Source organism: Saccharothrix coeruleofusca (assembly GCF_014648515.1).
GTDB lineage: Bacteria > Actinomycetota > Actinomycetes > Mycobacteriales > Pseudonocardiaceae > Actinosynnema > Actinosynnema coeruleofuscum.
On sequence record NZ_BMRG01000007.1, the window covers coordinates 203,663 to 219,999 of the forward strand.

Below are 16,337 nucleotides of genomic sequence, written 5' to 3' on the forward strand. Positions count from 1 at the left end.
TGCCGGTCGATGAGGCGCAAGCAACGACCACCGCTCCCCCAGCGCCACGGCCTGGACCCGGCCCGCCTGCGGATGCCCGACGACGGTCCGTGGACGACGCTGCGCGACCACCTGCTCGACCGCCTGCCCAAGGTCGCGCCCGAGCGCATCGACGCGCTGCTGGCCGAGGGCCGGGTCCACGACCTCGACGGCCCGCTGCCCGCCGACGCGCCCTTCGTCCCCGGCAAGTCGGTGTGGTTCCACCGAGACCTGCCCGAGGAGACGCCGGTGCCGTTCGAGATCGGGGTGGTGCACCGGGACGAGGCAATCCTGGTGGTGGACAAGCCGCACTTCCTGGCCACCATCCCCAGGGGCAAGCACGTCGTGGAGACCGCGCTGGTGCGGTTGCGTCGGGACCTGGGTCTGCCGCACCTCATCCCGGCGCACCGGCTCGACCGCGCCACCGCCGGGCTGGTGCTGTTCGTGGTCGAGCCCGCGCTGCGCGGCAAGTACCAGCTGCTGTTCAAGGACCGCGCGGTGGTCAAGGAGTACGAGGCGATCGCCCGCCACGACCCGGACCTGGCGCTGCCCATGACGGTGCGCAGCCGCATCGAGAAGGTCAAGGGCGTGATCACCGCCCAGGAGGTGCCCGGTCCGCCCAACGCGGAGACCCACGTGGAGCTGGTCGAGCACCGCGAAGGCTGGGCCCGCTACCGCCTGCTGCCCACCACGGGCCGCACGCACCAGCTGCGCCTGCACCTGAGCGGGCTGGGCATCCCGATCCGGAACGACGACTTCTACCCGGTGCTGACCGAGAAGCCGCTGGACGACTTCACCGATCCGCTGCAGCTGCTGGCCAAGGCGCTGGAGTTCACCGACCCGGTCACCGGCGAGCGCCGCCGCTTCGACAGCCGCCTGGAACTGCGCCTGTGAAGCGGCGGACCCGGCTCGCGGCGACGGGTTCGGTCGCCACGAGCCGGGTCCGCGCCTCCGACTGCCGCTAGCCCAAGAAGCCCAGCATCTGCGAGATCTGCGCGGTGCGGGACTGGAAGATCCGCTCCGCCAGCTCCTTGCTCGGCGGGTGGAGCCCGCCCTCGCGCTCCAGCTTGGCGATCTCCACCGCGTTGTGCTGGTGGGCGATCATCAGGTTGAGGAAGTCCCGCTCGAACTCCGCTCCGGTCTTGCCCGCCACCTCGGCGATGAACTCCGGCTTGGTGGAGTGGTCACCGCCGTGCGCGGCGTGCAGCTGCGCGTCCGGCGCGGTTTCCGGCTTGCCCCAGTCGGCCAGCCACTTGGTCATCGAGTCCACTTCGGACTGCTGGGTGCTCTCGATGGCGGCGGCCAGCGTCTTCACGTCCGGGCGCACGGCCCGCTCCTTGGCCAGCCGCGCCAGTTCCAGGCCCTGCCGGTGGTGCGGCACGGCCATCTGCAGGAACATCACGTCGACGTCGTTGTGCTCTTGGCCCTGGCCCTGGGCCTGGCCCTGGTCCTGGTTCTGCGCCTGGGCCGCGGTCGAGGGCGCGCCCGCGCTCCCGGCCACCGGGGCCTCGTCGGAGCCGCAGCCCGCCAACAGGAACAGCCCCGCCATCAGGGCGACGATGCGCTGCACAGTCGGTTCTCCCTACCGAAGGGCCTGTCCGCGCCCGGCTGGGCGCGGACAGGCGGGTCACCAGGTCAGAGCCGCTGCCACAGGGCGGGGGTGTTCGGCGGTTCCCAGCCGGTCAGCGAGGTGTGCGCCTGGATGCACCGGTAGGAGGCGCCGCCGTAGGTCACCTGCGACCCCACCGCGTAGGCGGTGTTGGCCGCCCACGTGCCGCCCGCCGGGGGCTGCGTCGTGGTGGTGGGCCGGGAGGTCGTGGTGGTCGGCGGGGTGGTGGTCGTCGTCGGCGGCTTCGTCGTCGTGGTCGGCGTGGTGCCGCCGCCACCGACCTGGAGGTCGACGCAGGCGTAGAAGGCGTTGGGCGTGTCGGCGATGTTCCACACGGCGAGCACCTTCTGCCTGCCGGTGCGGCCACCCAGGTCGACCGAGTGGGTCACCGTGGCGCCGGGCTGCCGCCCGCCGTCGTTGAACTCGGCGATCTTGCTGTCACCGATGTAGTACTGCCAGGTGCTGGTGGCGTGCCGGGCGGTGAGCGTCCAGTTGAACGACACCGTGTTGCCGACCGAGGTGGTGGGCCAGTTGCGGTTGTCGTCGTTGAGCACGGCGAACTGGCCCAGCCCGCCGTGGCAGTTGCGCTGACCCTTGGGGCCTTCGACGCTCTGCGGCTCGTACATGATCGGACCGCAGTCGGTCACGCGGCCCTGGGCGCACATCGCCTGCCTGCTCGGCGGCGACGAGATGTACCCGTGCGCGCTCGCCGTCCCGGCCGAGACCACGACGATGAAGGGCGCGATGCCCACTCCCGCGAGCACGGCGGCGAGTTTGCGTGTGAGGTTCATGGTGATGTCCAGCTCCTTACGAAGGGGATTCAGCAGGGTCCCCTGGGCAGGGTTTCGTCCGCGGCGGCCGGACCAGCCGGGTGGACCGCGCAGGGTCGAGGTCACATCCGACTATGTGGTCTAGACCATAAGCCCGGAGCGTCATCCGGGTCAAGGCTCTGAACCGATGGCCGCGGCGGCGCGTAAACCATAGTGTGAGCCAATTTCACGGCAAGCGCAGGGCGGCGCTGGCCGCCGCGGTCGTGGCCGCCGCGGCGGTCGTCACCCCGGTCCCCGCCAGCGCACAGCCCGGCACCGCCTCCGACGCGCTGGAGGAGTACAACCAGCTCACGCGCGAAGCGGAGGAGCTGAACCAGAACCACCTCAAGGCCCAGGAAGACCTCAAGGCCAAGCGGGGCGAGCTGGACAAGGCCAACGCCGACCTGGCCGAGGCGACCAGGCTCGGCGACCAGGCCAGGGCCGACGAGGAGCGGTTCCGCGGCCAGGTCGACCTGCTCACCGAGGCTTCCTTCGAGGGCGCGCGGTTCAACCAGCTCTCCGCGCTGCTGGTCAGCGACTCGCAGCAGGACTTCCTCGACCGCATGTCCGCGCTGGGCGTGCTGGCCGCGGACAACGACGAGGCGCTGGGCAGGCTCTCCGCCGCCGTCGACTCCGCCGAGCAGGCCAGGGCGGGCGCGCAGGACGCGCAGCAGCGGACCGCGCGGGCCGCCGAGGAGGCCGCCAAGCTGGCCGACGACATCTCCGCCCGCAAGAGCGCGATGGACAAGCAGGTCGCGGACGCGCGGGCGCAGTACAACGCGCTCAGCGCGCCGCAGAAGGCGGTGCTGGCGGACAAGGGCGACACCTCCGCCGTCGCCGTGCCCTCGGGCGTGGCCGGGAAGGCGCTGGACTTCGCCTTGGCGCAGCGGGGAAAGCCCTACGTGTTCGGCTCCAACGGACCCGACTCGTGGGACTGCTCCAGCCTCACCCAGGCGGCCTACCGGCACGTGGGGGTGAGCATCCCGCGCACCACCTACACGCAGGCCACCGTCGGCCGCGCGGTGACGCGCGCCCAGGTGCAGGCGGGCGACCTGATCATCTACTACTCCGGCCAGTCGCACGTCGCGATGGCGGTGGACGGCGTGCGCGCCGTGCACGCCTCGACCGAGGGCGTCCCGGTGAAGATCGCCGACATCGACTCGATCGGGCCGATCAGCGTCATCCGCCGCGTGGTCGGGTAACCGCGGGCGTGGAGCACTCGGTCACCACGTACGACGGACGCGCCCTGCCCGCCTCGGTGCAGGGCGACGGCGCGCCGCTGGTGCTGTGCGACGACGACCCCGAGGTGTTCGGCTCCTTGGCGCACGTGCTGGTTTCCCGGTTGCGCCTGGTGCTGTGGGAACCGGGGACCGATGACGTGGACCGCGCGGCCGCGGACCTCGACGCGGTGCGCCGCCACTTCCGGCTCACCCGCACGGCGCTGCTCGGTCACGGCCGCGGCGCGCTGGTGGCCCTGCGGTACGCGCTGGACCAGCCGGACCGGGTCACCGCGCTGGTGTTCGTCGCGGGCGCGGAAGTGGCCTGGGACAACGGGTTGGCCGCCGAGTGCCGCGCGCTGGCGGTGCCGACGCTGGTCGTCGAGGGCGCCGCGCGGGGCGGTCGGTCGACCTGGGTCGAGGCGCTGGCCGACGCGCTGCCCGACGTGACGCGGGTGGTCCTGCCGACAGCGGGACCGCTGCCCTGGCTGGACTCCCCCGGCGCCTTCGGCTGGGCGGTGCTGGCGCACCTGGGCGGCCGGTGAGGGTCGCCCAGGTGCGCCGGACCGCTCAGCAGTACAGGTTGGCACCCGGCGTGGTGCCGAGGATGCCTGCGAACCGCTGGTAGGCGTCCACCCGGCTCTGCACCTGCGCCGGGTTGCGACCGTCGCACTCCAGAGCGCCGTTGATGCTGCGGATGGTCTGGCCGAAGCCGTGCCCGCCGACCATGGCGTCGTGCGGCGTCATGCTGCCCGGCCCGCGCTGCGTGTTCCAGTACCACAGCGCGGTCTTCCACGCGACCGCGGAGTCGTTCTGCACCAGCCACGGGTTGGTCAGCAGCGGCAGGCCCAGCGCGTCACCGGCGGCCTTGTAGTTGAAGTTCCAGCTCAGCTGGATCGGGCCGCGGCCGTAGTACGCCGCCTGCCCCGCCGGGCAGCCGTAGGGCTGGCTGGCGTCGCAGTAGTGCGGGTAGTTGGCCTGGTTCTGCTCCACCACGTGGACCAGACCACCGGTCTCGTGGTTGACGTTGGCCAGGAACGCCGCCGCCTCCTGCCGCTTCACCGTGTCGCTGCCGGTGTTGGCGAAGCCGGGGTAGGCGCTGAGCGCGGCGGTCAGGCCGCTGTAGGTGTAGAACGGGTTCCGGTTGGGGAACATCTGGTTGAACTGCGCTTCGCTGACCACGAAACCGCCCGGCTGCTGCGGGTCGGTGCCGCCGCCACCGCAGTTGTAGGGCTCCCAGTACCAAGTGCTGATGATCGGGTCGTAGCCGGGGTTGTCGTGCTCGGCGATGTAGTACTTGCCGTCGGTGTACCTGACGATGCTGCCCGCCGGGTACCACTGGCCCGCCACCCACGCGGGGTAGTCGCAGGCGGGCGCGGTGCCGCCGCCGCTGCCGCACGCGCCCTGGTCGGCCCACACGCTGGAGGTACCGGGGGTTTCGTTCTGGGTCCACCACTGGGCCAGCCAGTTGCGGCCCCCGTAGGACGCCGTCGCACCGCCGGTGTAGACGGCGGACGAGCTCCACGCGGCTGCGCAGGTCGCGGCTGACGCCGTTGACGTGGACACCACCACGGACACGGCCGCGGTCAGGATCGCCGCCGCGATCGCCGCGGCGGCACGGATTTTGGACACGTGATCACCTCTTCCGGTTCTAGCGCCCTGGACGTGACAGGGGCAACCCAACCGGATTGGTCTACACCAGTCAAGGCTGCCGTTGGATGCCGCCGCACGCCCCCGTTCGCCACATCGCCAAAGCGACGAGGCGAGGTCCAGACCACTTGATGGTAGCGCTCTCACGCCCGTTCGTTAAGACTCCTCATGAGCGGTGATCTCGTTGGGGCATAACAGTTGTTTAATACTCCATAAAGGACGTTCAACGACCAGCGCGGGAAGCCGTGAACACCACAACGGCGGGCGGCACCAGCACCCGGTCGCCGTCGGCGAAGCCCGGTCGCACGGTCCGCGCCACGGTGCCCGCCAGCGCCGCGTCACCGGTCGGTTCGGTGCCCACGACGCGGTGCGCGGTCGGGTCCACCGGGTCGCCGTCCGGCACGAGCACCCGCACCCCGGCCGCGACCAGCACGGTGCGCAGCCGCCACGCCGCGCGGTCGGGCAGCCCCGGCAGCAGCTCGCACAGCCCGCGCACCAGGTGCTCCTCCCGCCGCGCCGCGGCCGTGCGCCGCCGGGGCAGCTCGGTGGCCGCCGCGCCCAGCACGGCCGCGCCCAGCAGCAGCGACAGCGCGGCCCCCAGCGGGGGTTCCACCGGCACCGGCACGGACACCGCGGCCTGCCAGCCGTCCGGGGCCTCGGTCGAGCCGATCACCCCGCCCACCGACGACAGCACCCGCACCGACGACGGGTCCAACTGGCCGACCAGCACGCAGACCCGTGCCGACCCGGCACGGCCCGGCGGGCGGTGCGGCGCCACGGGCAGCACGACGACCGCGCGGGCGTCCTCGGGCAACTGCCCGGCGACCCGGTCGGCGACGGCGTCGAGGCTGGGCGCCTCCCGCGCGGCGGCCAGCGCGCGGGCCGCCGCGCCCTGGGCGAGCGCCGACTGCGGCGGCGGGCTGAGCACCACCCACAGCCCGGCGAACGCGGCCAGCGCGCCCGCGCAGACCAGCGCCCTGGGCACGGCGTCGCGGCGATGGGTCACAGGGGTCTAGTCGGCCCGCGCGGACCTCGGGTGAGCGGTCCGACCGGGTGAATCACCGCCCGACGTCCCGGAACCACCCTGAGCAACCCGCACTTCCCGTGCTCCGGCGGCGCGTCAGGGTCGTGCCGCGGCGGCCCGCGCCACCAGTTCGGCCTGCCGGAACCGGTCATCGGTGAACGGCATGGCCACCACCCGGTCCACGCCCGCCTCGGCCAGCTCGGCGAACCGCTCCGCCGCCCGCTCGGGCGTGCCGGTCACCAGGACCTCGCGCGCCTGCTCCTCCCCCAGCCCGTAGTCGCGCATCGCCCGCACCCGCCGCTCCAGCGCCGACGCCGGCACGTCCCCCAGCGCCACGGGCACTCCCGCCGTGACGCCCGGAGTGGGCCGCCCGTGCGCGGCGGCGAGGTCGGCCAGCTCCCGCACGCCCGCGGCGATCCGAGCGGTGGTGGCGAAGGAGGGGTACCAGTGGTCGCCGAACCGCGCGGCGCGGCGCAGGGCGGCCCGGCTGTCGCCGCCGACCAGCAGCGGCGGCACGGGCGCGCCGGGGGCGAGCACCACGTCCCGGCCGTTGAGCGGCGTCGGCTCGCCGCGGACCAGGCCGGGCAGGACGCGCAGCGCGGCGTCGGTGCGGCTGCCGCGCTCGGCGAACGGCACGCCGACCGCGTGCCAGGCGGCGTCGCCGTGCGGGTCGCCGCCCGCCCCGACGCCGAGCAGCACCCGGTTGCCGGACAGCCGCTGCAGCGTGGCGACCTGCTTGGCAGCCCAGGCGACCGGCCGCAGCGCCAGGACCATCACGCCGAAGCCGAGCCCGATCCGCGTGGTCACCGCCGCGGTCGCGGCCATCACCATGGTGCTGTCCAGGAACGGCGTCACCGGGATCAGGTGGTCCCCGTGCCACAGCGATTCCAGCCCCAGCTCCTCCGCGTGCCGCGCGAAGGCGGCGGGGTCGACGCCCACGCCGGGCATCGTGATGCCGACGTCCATCACCGCACCTCCAGCAGCGTCTTGCCGACCGTGGCCCTGGACTCGATCGCGGCGTGCGCGGCGGCCGCCTCCGCCAGGGGGAACCGCTGCCCGATCACGGGTGCCAGCCGCCCGGCCGCCGCTTCGGCCAGCGCGGCCACGACCAGCTCGCGGACCTGCCCCGGACCCGGCCGCGCCCCGGTCACCAGGGTCACCCCGCGGGCGGCGGCCTCCTCGGCGGTGACGTCGCTCCACCGCCCGCCCGCCAGCCCGTAGCTGAGCATCCGGCCGCCGGGTCGGAGCAGGCCGAAGGCCGTGCGCGCCAGCTCGCCGCCGACGCCGTCGAACACCACGTCCACCGGGTCGGTGGTCCACCCCGGCTCGGCGTAGTCGACGACCTCGGCCGCGCCGAGGCCGCGCACCAGCTCCCCCTTGCGCGCCCCGCCCGCCGCGCCGACCACCGTCGCGCCCGCCGCGCGGGCGAGCTGCACCAGCAGCGTGCCGACGCCACCCGCTGCCGCCAGGACCAGCACCCGCTGCCCGGCGACCGGGCCGACGGCGCGCAGGTTCAGCAGCGCCGTGCGGCCGTCGGCCAGCAGGGCGACCGCGGTGTCCAGCGGCACCCCCTCGGGCACCGGCACCACCGCGCCCGCGTCGACGGCCACCCGTTCGGCGTAGCCGCCACTACCGCCGGTGGCGGTGACCACCCGCGTGCCCAGCAGCGCCGGGTCGACGCCCTCCCCCACTTCCGCCACCACGCCGCCCACGCCGTTGCCGAGCACGGCGGGCGGCTGGAGGCCGAACGGCCCAATCCCGCTGGCCCGGAACTGCGTCTCGACGAAGGTCAGGCCCGCGAAGAAAACGCTTACCACCACTTCCCCGCGCCCAGCGCTCGGCTCCGGGGTTTCCTTTGCCACCAGCACTTCCGGCCCGCCGAAAGCTGTCAACCACACCGCTCGCACCGCACACCTCCACGTCGCTCCGATCGGGGTCCAGCCTCGAACCTCCAGTTGGGTGGAGGTCAACTTCACCCTTGTGAATGTGCGCGCGGTCACCCTATGGTCGCCTGGGAGCGCTCCCAGGGAGCGTTCCCAGAAGCGTCGTCAACCGTCAGAGCAGACGGAGGAGACCCAATCCGATGAGATCGCTTCCCCCTTCCCCGTGGCGCCGTCGAGCCACCGCCACCCTCGCGCTCGTGGCGGTCAGCGGCGCGCTGGCCACCGGCACGGCCAGCGCGGCGGACTACGAGCGGATCGTCAACGGCTCGTTCAGCACCGGCAGCCTCGACCCCTGGTGGGCGGGCACGGGCGTGACGAACCGGCTGGTCGGCGGTGAGCTGTGCGCCGCGGTGCCCGGTGGCACGACCAACCCGTGGGACGCCCTGATCGGCCAGAACGGCGTGCCGTTCGAGGCCGGGCAGTCCTACACCATGGCCTTCGACGCCTACGCCACCAGGCCGCAGCCCATCGCCGCCGTCGCGGGCGAGGGTGTGAGCCCGTACCGCCAGATCGCCAAGCACGACGTCTCCCTGACGACGACCAAGCAGCGCTTCACCTTCACCTTCACCTCCGAGCTGGACTTCCCCGACGCGGGCAACGCCCAGGTCACCTTCCACCTGGGCGGGCAGGCCGCGAGCAACACCGTGTGCGTGGACAACGTCTCGCTGATCGGCGGGGTCAAGCCGCCGGGTGGCGACGTCGGCGAGCCGCCCAAGAAGGTCCAGGTCGACCAGACCGGGTACGTGCCGGGCACGCCCAAGCGCGCCACCCTGGTCTCCAGCGCCACCACCCCGCAGGCGTGGTCGCTGAAGAACGCCGCGGGCACCACCGTGGCCACCGGTCGGACCACGCCCAAGGGCGTCGACGCCGCCTCCGGCGACCCCGTGCACCTGATCGACTTCTCCTCCTACGACACCGCGGGCACCGGTTACACGCTCGTCGTGGGCGAGGAGAGCAGCTACCCGTTCGACATCGGCGACGACCACCTCGACAAGCTGCGCTACGACTCGCTGCAGTTCTTCTACCACCAGCGCAGCGGCACGCCGATCGAGGCGCAGTACGTCGGCGAGACCTACGCGCGCCCGGCCGGGCACATCAACGTCGCGCCCAACCAGGGCGACAAGGACGTGCCCTGCCTGACCGGTGTGCCGTGCGGCTACACCCTGGACGTGCGCGGCGGCTGGTATGACGCGGGCGACCACGGCAAGTACGTGGTCAACGGCGGCATCTCCGCCTGGCAGGTGCTCAACACCTACGAGCGCGCCAAGCTGGCGGGCACGGCCGACGCGCTGGGCGACGGCAAGCTGGCGATCCCGGAGAAGGCCAACGGCGTGCCCGACGTGCTGGACGAGGCGCGCTGGGAGGTCGAGTTCCTGCTCAAGATGCAGGCGCCGGACGGCATGGTGCACCACAAGATCCACGACGCGAACTGGACCGCGCTGCCCACCCTGCCGCACGAGGACCCGCAGCCGCGCAGGCTGTCCGCGACCAGCACGGCGGCGACGCTGAACATGGCCGCCGTGGCCGCCCAGGCGGCCCGCATCTGGAAGGGCATCGACCCCGAGTTCTCCGCCAAGGCGCAGGCCGCCGCGGTGAAGGCCTACGCGGCGGCGAAGGCCAACCCCGACAAGATCGCCGACCCCAACGACGGCACCGGCGGCGGCGCCTACAGCGACACCACGTTCACCGACGAGTTCTACTGGGCCGCGGCCGAGCTGTTCACCACCACCGGTGAGGCCGCCTACCGCGCCGACGTGACCGGCTCGCCCCACTACAAGGGGCGGAGCCTGAACGAAGGCGGCTTCTACTGGGCCTCCACCGGGCCGCTGGGCGACATCACGCTGGCGCTGGTGCCCAACGGCCTGCCCGCCGCGGACGTGGCGGCGACCAGGGCCCGGTTCACCCAGGTCGCCGACGCGCACCTGCAGCGGATCGCCGAGCAGGGCTACCCGGCGGCGTACTGGTCCGAGGACGGCGGCTACGCGTGGGGCTCCAACGGCCAGGTCGCCAACAACGCCTCGGTGCTGGCGCTGGCGCACGACTTCACCGGCCAGGCCAAGTACCGCGAGGGCGTGTACGAGGTGCTGCACTACCTGCTGGGCCGCAACCCCACCAGCTACTCCTACGTGACCGGGTACGGCGACCGGCCGGTGGAGAACGTCCACCACCGGCACTGGGCCCGCCAGCTGGACCCGACGCTGCCGATCGCGCCGCCCGGCGTGCTCTCCGGCGGCCCGAACAGCGCCCTCCAGGACCCGATCGCGACCCGCCTGCTCCAGGGCTGCAAGCCGCAGAAGTGCTTCGTCGACCACATCGAGGCGTACTCGCTCAACGAGGTCACGATCAACTGGAACTCGGGGTTGGCGTGGGTGGCCAGCTGGGCGGCGGAGAAGGCGGGCGGCACCCCGCCCCCGGCCGGGTGCAAGGTGCAGTACCAGTCGAGCAAGTGGTCCACCGGCTCGACCGCGTACGTGACCATCACCAACACCAGCACCACGGCCTGGGACGGCTGGTCGCTGAAGTTCTCCTTCCCCGGCGACCAGAAGATCACCCAGGGCTGGTCGGCGACGTGGGCGCAGAGCGGCGCGGAGGTGACCGGGACGAGCCTGCCGTGGAACGGCAAGGTGGCGCCGGGGGCGTCGGTGTCGGCGGGGTTCAACACCTCGTCCAGCGGCACGCAGACCGACCCGTCGTCGTTCTCGGTCAACGGCTCGACGTGTAGCTGAGGCCGCGACCACGGCTCGGCGGCCCTTCCTCCGGGGGTCGCCGAGCCGTTCCGCGTTCAGCGGTAGGCGTGCTGCCCCACCGGCCGCACCAGGATCTCGTTGACGTCCACCGTGGGCGGCTGCCCGATCGCGTACAGCACCGCGCGCGCCACGTCGGAGGGCTCCAGCTTCGGGTCGCGCGCCCGCGACGCCGGGATGCCGCCGGTGTCGGTCAGGCCCGGCTGCACCAGCGTCACCCGCACCCCGGTGCCCACGCACTCCGCGCGGATGGCCTGCGCCAGCCCGGTGACCGCCCACTTGGTGGCCGAGTACAGGTTGCCCGGCCGGACCCCGCGCCCGGCCGCCGAGCCGGTCAGGACCAGGTGCCCGCCGGAGCGGATCAGCGCGGGCAGCGCGGCGCGGGCGGTGTAGGCGGGCCCGCACACGTTGGTCAGCACCATGTCGGCCCACTGCGGCGGCGGGTCGCCCTCCTCGGTGGTGAACGAGGTCTCGACGCTGACGCCCGCGTTGGCGAACACCACGTCGAGCCCGCCCCACTCCCGCTCCACCCGGTCGACCAGGCAGGAGACCTGCGCCCACTCCCGCACGTCGCACTGCGCGACCCACACCCGCTCCGGCCCGCCCAGCCGGGCCGCCCGCTCGACCAGGGCGTCCACCCGCCGCGCGACGAGCACGAGCCGGTAGCCCGCCTCGGCGGCCAGCTCCGCGGTGGCCGCGCCGATGCCGCGCGACGCGCCGGTGATGAGGAACACGCCTTGTGCCATGCGCGCAGGCTACCGCCGGTCGGATCACCCGCTGTCCCGCTCGCCACCCGCAGGGGTGATTCTGGCCGCGGGTGGTCAGGCCGTGGCGATCGCCTCGATCTCGACCCGCCACTCGGCCTCGTAGAGGTCGGCGACGACCACGGTCAGCGCGGGGCGGTGGCCACCCAGCACCTCCTGCCGGATCCGGCTGTTCTCCAGCCTGTCCGCGCGGTCCCGCAGGAACGTGGTGACCTTCACCAGGTTCTCGGGCCGCATGTCGTGGTGCTCCAGCACGGCCAGCACCCGCCGCCATGCGTTGCGGCACTGCGCCCCGAAGTCCGGGGGTGCGGTGCCGTCGTCGTCGGTGGGCACCTGGCCGCTGATGAACAGCATTCGGTCGGCACCGCTGACCTCCAGGCTCTCCGCGTACTGGCCGAGGGGGTCCAGCTGACTCCGAACCGAGGTGCGCGCGTCGGTCATCGCACCACCTTCCCCGCACCACCCCCGAGGGCTCAACCGCCTTCCGGCGCACGCGGCACGGGCCGCCGAGCGCGGTGGCGGCCCGTGTCCGGGCGCGACTCACTGTGGTGAAGCGCGAGGACCTGGGCCGAGTGGCGGGTTACCCTCGCCGCAACCGGATCGATCAGGAGGCTGCGGTGGCGTTGCGGCAGGTCACGCTGGCCGAGGTGGCCCAGCACGCGGGGGTGTCGCTGGCGACCGCCTCGCGGGTGCTCAACGGCAGCACCCGGCAGGTCAGCGACGAGCTGCGGACCAGGGTCCTGGGCAGCGCGGACGAGCTGGGCTACCTGCCCAACGCCCCCGCCCAGGCGCTGGCCCGCAACAGCAGCGCGCTGCTCGGCCTGGTCGTGCACGACATCTCCGACCCCTACTTCTCCAGCATCGCCGCGGGGGTGAGCAGGGTCGCCGAGGCGGCGGGCCTGGTGGTCGTGCTGGGCACCACCGGCCGCGACCCCGACCGCGAGGTCGAGCTGGTGCACACGCTGCGCGCGCACCGGGCGCGGGCGCTGGTGATCGCGGGCAGCCGCACCGCCGACCGGGCCGCCACCGCGCGGCTGGCCGAGGAGCTGCGGGCCTTCACCGCCCAGGGCGGTCGGGTGGCGTGCGTCTCGCAGGCCAGGCTGGGCACCGACACCGTGGTGGCGGGCAACCGGGCGGGCGCGCGGGCGCTGGCGCGGGAGCTGGCCGCGCTGGGCCACCGCCGCTTCGCCGTGCTGGGCGGGCCGCCGGACCTGCTGGTGGCCCGCGACCGGGTGGCCGGGTTCCGCGCGGGCCTGGCCGACGCCGGGCTGGCGCTGCCCGACCGCAACGTGGTGCACGGCGGGTTCACCAGGGACGGCGGGTACGCGGCGGTGGCCGACCTGCTGGCCGCCCGCACCCGCGCGACCTGCGTGTTCGTCGTCAACGACGTGATGGCCACGGGGGCGGTGGCGGCGCTGCGGGAGCGCGGCGTCGTGGTGCCCGACGACGTGTCGGTGGCCGGGTTCGACGACATCCCGACGCTGCGCGACCTGGTGCCCGCGCTGAGCACGGTGCGGCTGCCGCTGGAGGAGATGGGCGAGCGCGCCGCCCGCCTGGTCCTCGACGAGGAGCACGTGACGCCCCGCACGATCCGGGTCGCGGGCGAGGTCGTGCTGCGCGCGAGCACCTCGTCACCTGGGGGAACCGGTCTGCGGTGACGTGCGTTGGCTCCTAAGATGGCGGCCTACGCCATACCCCCGTCTGAGGAGTGATCCCTTCCGTGCGCGACGCGCAGTCACCCGGATGCAGTACTGAGCCGGGTTCCGCACCCGGCTGCCATACCCTCCCGGTCGCCCCCGGCGGTGACCGGTGACCGAAGTCCTGCTCTCCCTGCTCGGCCTGGTCGCCGTGGTGGCGCTCACCGCGGGCACCTTCATCGCGGTCGCCGCCGAGTTCTCGCTGACCGCCCTGGAGCGCAGCACCGTCGAGTCCCACGTCGCGCAGGTCGGCGACGCCAAGGCGCAGGCGGTGGACCGGGCCCACCGCTCGCTGTCCTTCCAGCTCTCCGGCTCCCAGCTGGCGATCACGTTCACCACGCTGATCACCGGTTTCATCGCCGAACCGGCCATCGCCCGGCTGCTGTCGCCCGCGCTGACCGGCCTGGGCGTGCCCACCGCCGCGGCCACCCCGATCGCGCTGGTCACCGCGCTGGCGCTGGCCACCGCGCTGTCGATGGTGTTCGGCGAGCTGGTGCCCAAGAACCTGGCCATCGCCCGGCCGCTGGAGACCGCGCGCGCCGTCGCGGGCGCGCAGGCGGCCTTCTCCAAGGTGTTCCGCTGGCTGATCGACAGCCTCAACGGCGCGGCCAACTGGCTGGTGCGGCGGCTGGGCGTGGAGCCCGCGGAGGAGCTGGCCTCGGCCCGCTCGCCGCAGGAGCTGGGCGCGCTGGTCCGCTCCAGCGCCGAGCACGGCACCATCGACGAGGGCACCGCGACCCTGCTGGACCGCTCGCTGCGCTTCGGCGACCGCACCGCGGGCGAGCTGATGACGCCGCGGGTGCGGGTGGAGTCGCTGCGCGCGGACGCCACCGTGCTGGACCTGGTGGCCAAGGCGCGGGAGACCGGGTTCTCCCGCTTCCCGGTGCACAACGGCGACCTGGACGAGGTGCGCGGGATCGTGCACGTCAAGCAGGTCTTCGCGGTGCCGCGCGGGCAGCGGGCGACCACGCCGCTGTCGGCGCTGACCCGGCCGGTGCAGACGGTGCCGGAGACCCTGGAGGGCGACGCGCTGCTGGACCGGCTGCGCGCGTCGGGCCTGCAGACCGCGCTGGTCGTCGACGAGTACGGCGGCACCGCGGGCATGGTGACGCTGGAGGACCTGGTCGAGGAGATCGTCGGCGACGTGCGCGACGAGCACGACCGCCGCGAGGCCGCGCCGGTGCGCCCGCTGGGCCGGGACAGCTGGCTCGTCTCCGGGCTGCTGCGCGACGACGAGGTGGCCGAGGCGACCGGGTTCCGGATGCCGGAGGGCGACTACGAGACGGTGGCCGGGCTGGTGCTGGCGCAGCTGGGCCGCATCCCCGACGTCGGCGACGAGATCCGGGTCGACGGCTGGCGCATCACGGTGCTGCGGATGGACCGGCACCGGGTGGCCGAGCTGCGGGTGGCCAGGGTGGAGTCCGGCGCGGAGGCTGGCGTGGAGTCGGGGGTGGCCCGATGAGCGAGGGCTGGGCGCTGGTGACGGCGGTGCTGCTGCTGGCGGGCAACGCCTTCTTCGTCGGCGCGGAGTTCGCGCTGATCAGCGCGCGTCGTGACCGGCTGGAGACGATGCTGGAGCGCGGCGTGTCCCGCGCCGCGACGGTGATCGCCGCAGGCCGCGAGGTGTCGCTGATGCTGGCGGGCGCGCAGCTGGGCATCACCATCTGCTCGCTGCTGCTGGGCAGGCTCGCCGAGCCCGCCGTGGCGCACCTGCTGGAGGCGGCGCTGCACCCGCTGCCGGTGCCGCCGGTGGTGCTGCACGCGGTGGCGTTCACCATCGCGATGATGCTGGTCGTGGCGGCGCACATGCTGCTGGGCGAGATGGTGCCGAAGAACCTGGCCATCGCCAACCCGGAGCGGCTGGCGATCTGGCTGGTGCCGGTGCACGTGGCGTTCGTGCGCCTGGTGCGCCCGTTCATCGGGCTGTTCAACCTGGCCGCCAACGGCGTGCTCAAGCTGGCCAAGGTGCAGCCCAAGGACGAGCTGGAGTCCGCCTACACCCCCGACGAGCTGTCGCTGCTGATCGCCCAGTCGCGGCAGGAGGGGCTGCTGGAGGACTCCGAGCACCGCAGGCTGGCGCAGACCCTGTCCTCGGCCGAGCGCACCGTGGCCGACGTGCTGGTGCCGCTGGAGCGGGTCACGTCGGTGTCCTCCCGGCCCACCATGGGCGAGGTGGAGTCGGCGGTGGCCGCGACCGGGTTCTCCCGGTTCCCGGTCGCCGACGGCGACCGGCTGACCGGCTACCTGCACATCAAGGACGTGCTGGACCTGGCGGGCGCGGACGCCTCGACCAGGGTGCCCGCCAGCCGGATCAGGGGACTGCCGGAGGTGCCGGTGGACGCCCGCCTCGACGAGGCGCTGGCGGCGCTGCGGCGCACCCAGAGCCACCTGGCGCGGGCGGTGTCGCCCGAGGGCGGCCTGCGGGGCGTGGTGGCGCTGGAGGACCTGCTGGAGGAGTACGTGGGCACCGTCCGCGACGGCACCCACGTGCGCCGGGAGCTGTGAGCCCGGCCGACCCGCCCGCCCGGCGCGGTGGGCGGGTCGGACATTACGGTGTGCCCGTGGACCCACGCGACGCCGAGGACGACGAGGACGACTTCGAGCCCGACGACTTCGAACCGGACGACGACGAGTTCGACGACGAGGACGACGAGGACGAGGACGACCTGTTCGGCGTGACCTCCGAACCCCGCACCATCTGCCAGCTGTGCGGCGGGGCGGGCTTCATCGCGCACCCGACCATGGCGGTCGTCGGCGGTGTCCCCCGCTCGGTGGACAACGGCCGGGAGTGCCCGCACTGCAACGGCGCCCGCAAGTTCCCCGGCCTGGTGCCCCCGCTGTAGCCCGGCGCGGCGGCCGGGC

16 protein-coding genes are annotated in these 16,337 nt (G+C 73.6%); 8 read left to right on the forward strand and 8 right to left on the reverse strand.

Annotation, left to right across the window (positions count from 1 at the left end):
• Positions 1 to 9: 9 nt before the first annotated feature.
• Positions 10 to 912, forward strand: coding sequence for a pseudouridine synthase (locus IEZ00_RS19860; RefSeq protein WP_189224772.1), 903 nt, complete (start codon positions 10 to 12; stop codon positions 910 to 912).
• Positions 913 to 979: 67 nt separating this feature from the next.
• On the opposite strand, the gene IEZ00_RS19865 is transcribed toward IEZ00_RS19860, so the two are convergent.
• Both IEZ00_RS19865 and IEZ00_RS19870 read right to left on the reverse strand, forming a co-directional pair.
• Positions 980 to 1,588 carry a DUF305 domain-containing protein gene (locus IEZ00_RS19865; RefSeq protein WP_229795910.1) on the reverse strand — a complete coding sequence of 203 codons (609 nt, stop codon included), beginning with the start codon at positions 1,586 to 1,588 and terminating at the stop codon, positions 980 to 982.
• 65 nt (positions 1,589 to 1,653) lie between these two features.
• Complete coding sequence (locus IEZ00_RS19870; RefSeq protein ID WP_189224773.1) at positions 1,654 to 2,418, reverse strand: lytic polysaccharide monooxygenase; 765 nt, start codon at positions 2,416 to 2,418, stop codon at positions 1,654 to 1,656.
• A gap of 194 nt (positions 2,419 to 2,612) precedes the next feature.
• Here IEZ00_RS19870 and IEZ00_RS19875 point away from each other — a divergent pair, with 194 nt between their 5' ends.
• Together IEZ00_RS19875 and IEZ00_RS19880 are read left to right on the forward strand one after the other, a co-directional pair.
• Complete coding sequence (locus IEZ00_RS19875; protein ID WP_189224774.1) at positions 2,613 to 3,638, forward strand: C40 family peptidase; 1,026 nt, start codon at positions 2,613 to 2,615, stop codon at positions 3,636 to 3,638.
• Between the two features lie 8 nt (positions 3,639 to 3,646).
• The gene (locus IEZ00_RS19880; RefSeq protein WP_189224775.1) at positions 3,647 to 4,198 is read left to right on the forward strand and encodes an alpha/beta fold hydrolase; all 552 of its coding nucleotides are present in this window, start codon (positions 3,647 to 3,649) and stop codon (positions 4,196 to 4,198) included.
• A 25-nt stretch (positions 4,199 to 4,223) separates the two neighbouring features.
• On the opposite strand, the gene IEZ00_RS19885 is transcribed toward IEZ00_RS19880, so the two are convergent.
• The 4 genes from IEZ00_RS19885 to IEZ00_RS19900 all read right to left on the reverse strand — a co-directional run bounded on the left by IEZ00_RS19885 (position 4,224) and on the right by IEZ00_RS19900 (position 8,234).
• Entirely contained in the window at positions 4,224 to 5,285 is a 1,062-nt protein-coding gene (locus tag IEZ00_RS19885; protein ID WP_189224776.1) for a glycoside hydrolase family 19 protein, read from the reverse strand.
• 241 nt (positions 5,286 to 5,526) lie between these two features.
• Positions 5,527 to 6,309, reverse strand: a complete 783-nt coding sequence (locus IEZ00_RS19890; protein ID WP_189224777.1) for a nucleotide exchange factor GrpE — start codon at positions 6,307 to 6,309, stop codon at positions 5,527 to 5,529.
• 114 nt (positions 6,310 to 6,423) lie between these two features.
• Positions 6,424 to 7,293, reverse strand: coding sequence for an LLM class flavin-dependent oxidoreductase (locus tag IEZ00_RS19895; protein ID WP_189224778.1), 870 nt, complete (start codon positions 7,291 to 7,293; stop codon positions 6,424 to 6,426).
• Positions 7,293 to 8,234: a zinc-binding dehydrogenase gene (locus IEZ00_RS19900; RefSeq protein WP_189224779.1), complete on the reverse strand. Its 942-nt coding sequence runs from the start codon at positions 8,232 to 8,234 to the stop codon at positions 7,293 to 7,295. The genes IEZ00_RS19895 and IEZ00_RS19900 overlap by 1 nt, the downstream gene beginning before the upstream one ends.
• Before the next feature lie 233 nt (positions 8,235 to 8,467).
• Between IEZ00_RS19900 and IEZ00_RS19905 the strand changes: the two genes are divergently transcribed.
• The gene (locus IEZ00_RS19905; protein WP_229795911.1) at positions 8,468 to 10,996 is read left to right on the forward strand and encodes a glycoside hydrolase family 9 protein; all 2,529 of its coding nucleotides are present in this window, start codon (positions 8,468 to 8,470) and stop codon (positions 10,994 to 10,996) included.
• 56 nt (positions 10,997 to 11,052) lie between these two features.
• Here the strand turns inward: IEZ00_RS19905 and IEZ00_RS19910 are convergent, their stop codons facing one another.
• Both IEZ00_RS19910 and IEZ00_RS19915 read right to left on the reverse strand, forming a co-directional pair.
• The gene (locus IEZ00_RS19910) at positions 11,053 to 11,760 is read right to left on the reverse strand and encodes an SDR family oxidoreductase (protein WP_189224781.1); all 708 of its coding nucleotides are present in this window, start codon (positions 11,758 to 11,760) and stop codon (positions 11,053 to 11,055) included.
• Between the two features lie 75 nt (positions 11,761 to 11,835).
• Complete coding sequence (locus IEZ00_RS19915; protein WP_189224782.1) at positions 11,836 to 12,219, reverse strand: RidA family protein; 384 nt, start codon at positions 12,217 to 12,219, stop codon at positions 11,836 to 11,838.
• A gap of 176 nt (positions 12,220 to 12,395) precedes the next feature.
• Here IEZ00_RS19915 and IEZ00_RS19920 point away from each other — a divergent pair, with 176 nt between their 5' ends.
• From IEZ00_RS19920 to IEZ00_RS19935, 4 genes are all read left to right on the forward strand, one after another.
• Entirely contained in the window at positions 12,396 to 13,436 is a 1,041-nt protein-coding gene (locus tag IEZ00_RS19920; protein WP_189224783.1) for a LacI family DNA-binding transcriptional regulator, read from the forward strand.
• Between the two features lie 151 nt (positions 13,437 to 13,587).
• Positions 13,588 to 14,937, forward strand: a complete 1,350-nt coding sequence (locus IEZ00_RS19925; RefSeq protein ID WP_189224784.1) for a hemolysin family protein — start codon at positions 13,588 to 13,590, stop codon at positions 14,935 to 14,937.
• Positions 14,934 to 15,980 carry a hemolysin family protein gene (locus IEZ00_RS19930; RefSeq protein ID WP_189224785.1) on the forward strand — a complete coding sequence of 349 codons (1,047 nt, stop codon included), beginning with the start codon at positions 14,934 to 14,936 and terminating at the stop codon, positions 15,978 to 15,980. Before IEZ00_RS19925 ends, IEZ00_RS19930 begins: the two co-directional genes overlap by 4 nt.
• 56 nt (positions 15,981 to 16,036) lie before the next feature.
• Positions 16,037 to 16,318, forward strand: a complete 282-nt coding sequence (locus IEZ00_RS19935) for a hypothetical protein (protein WP_189224786.1) — start codon at positions 16,037 to 16,039, stop codon at positions 16,316 to 16,318.
• The last annotated feature ends 19 nt before the right edge of the window (positions 16,319 to 16,337 follow it).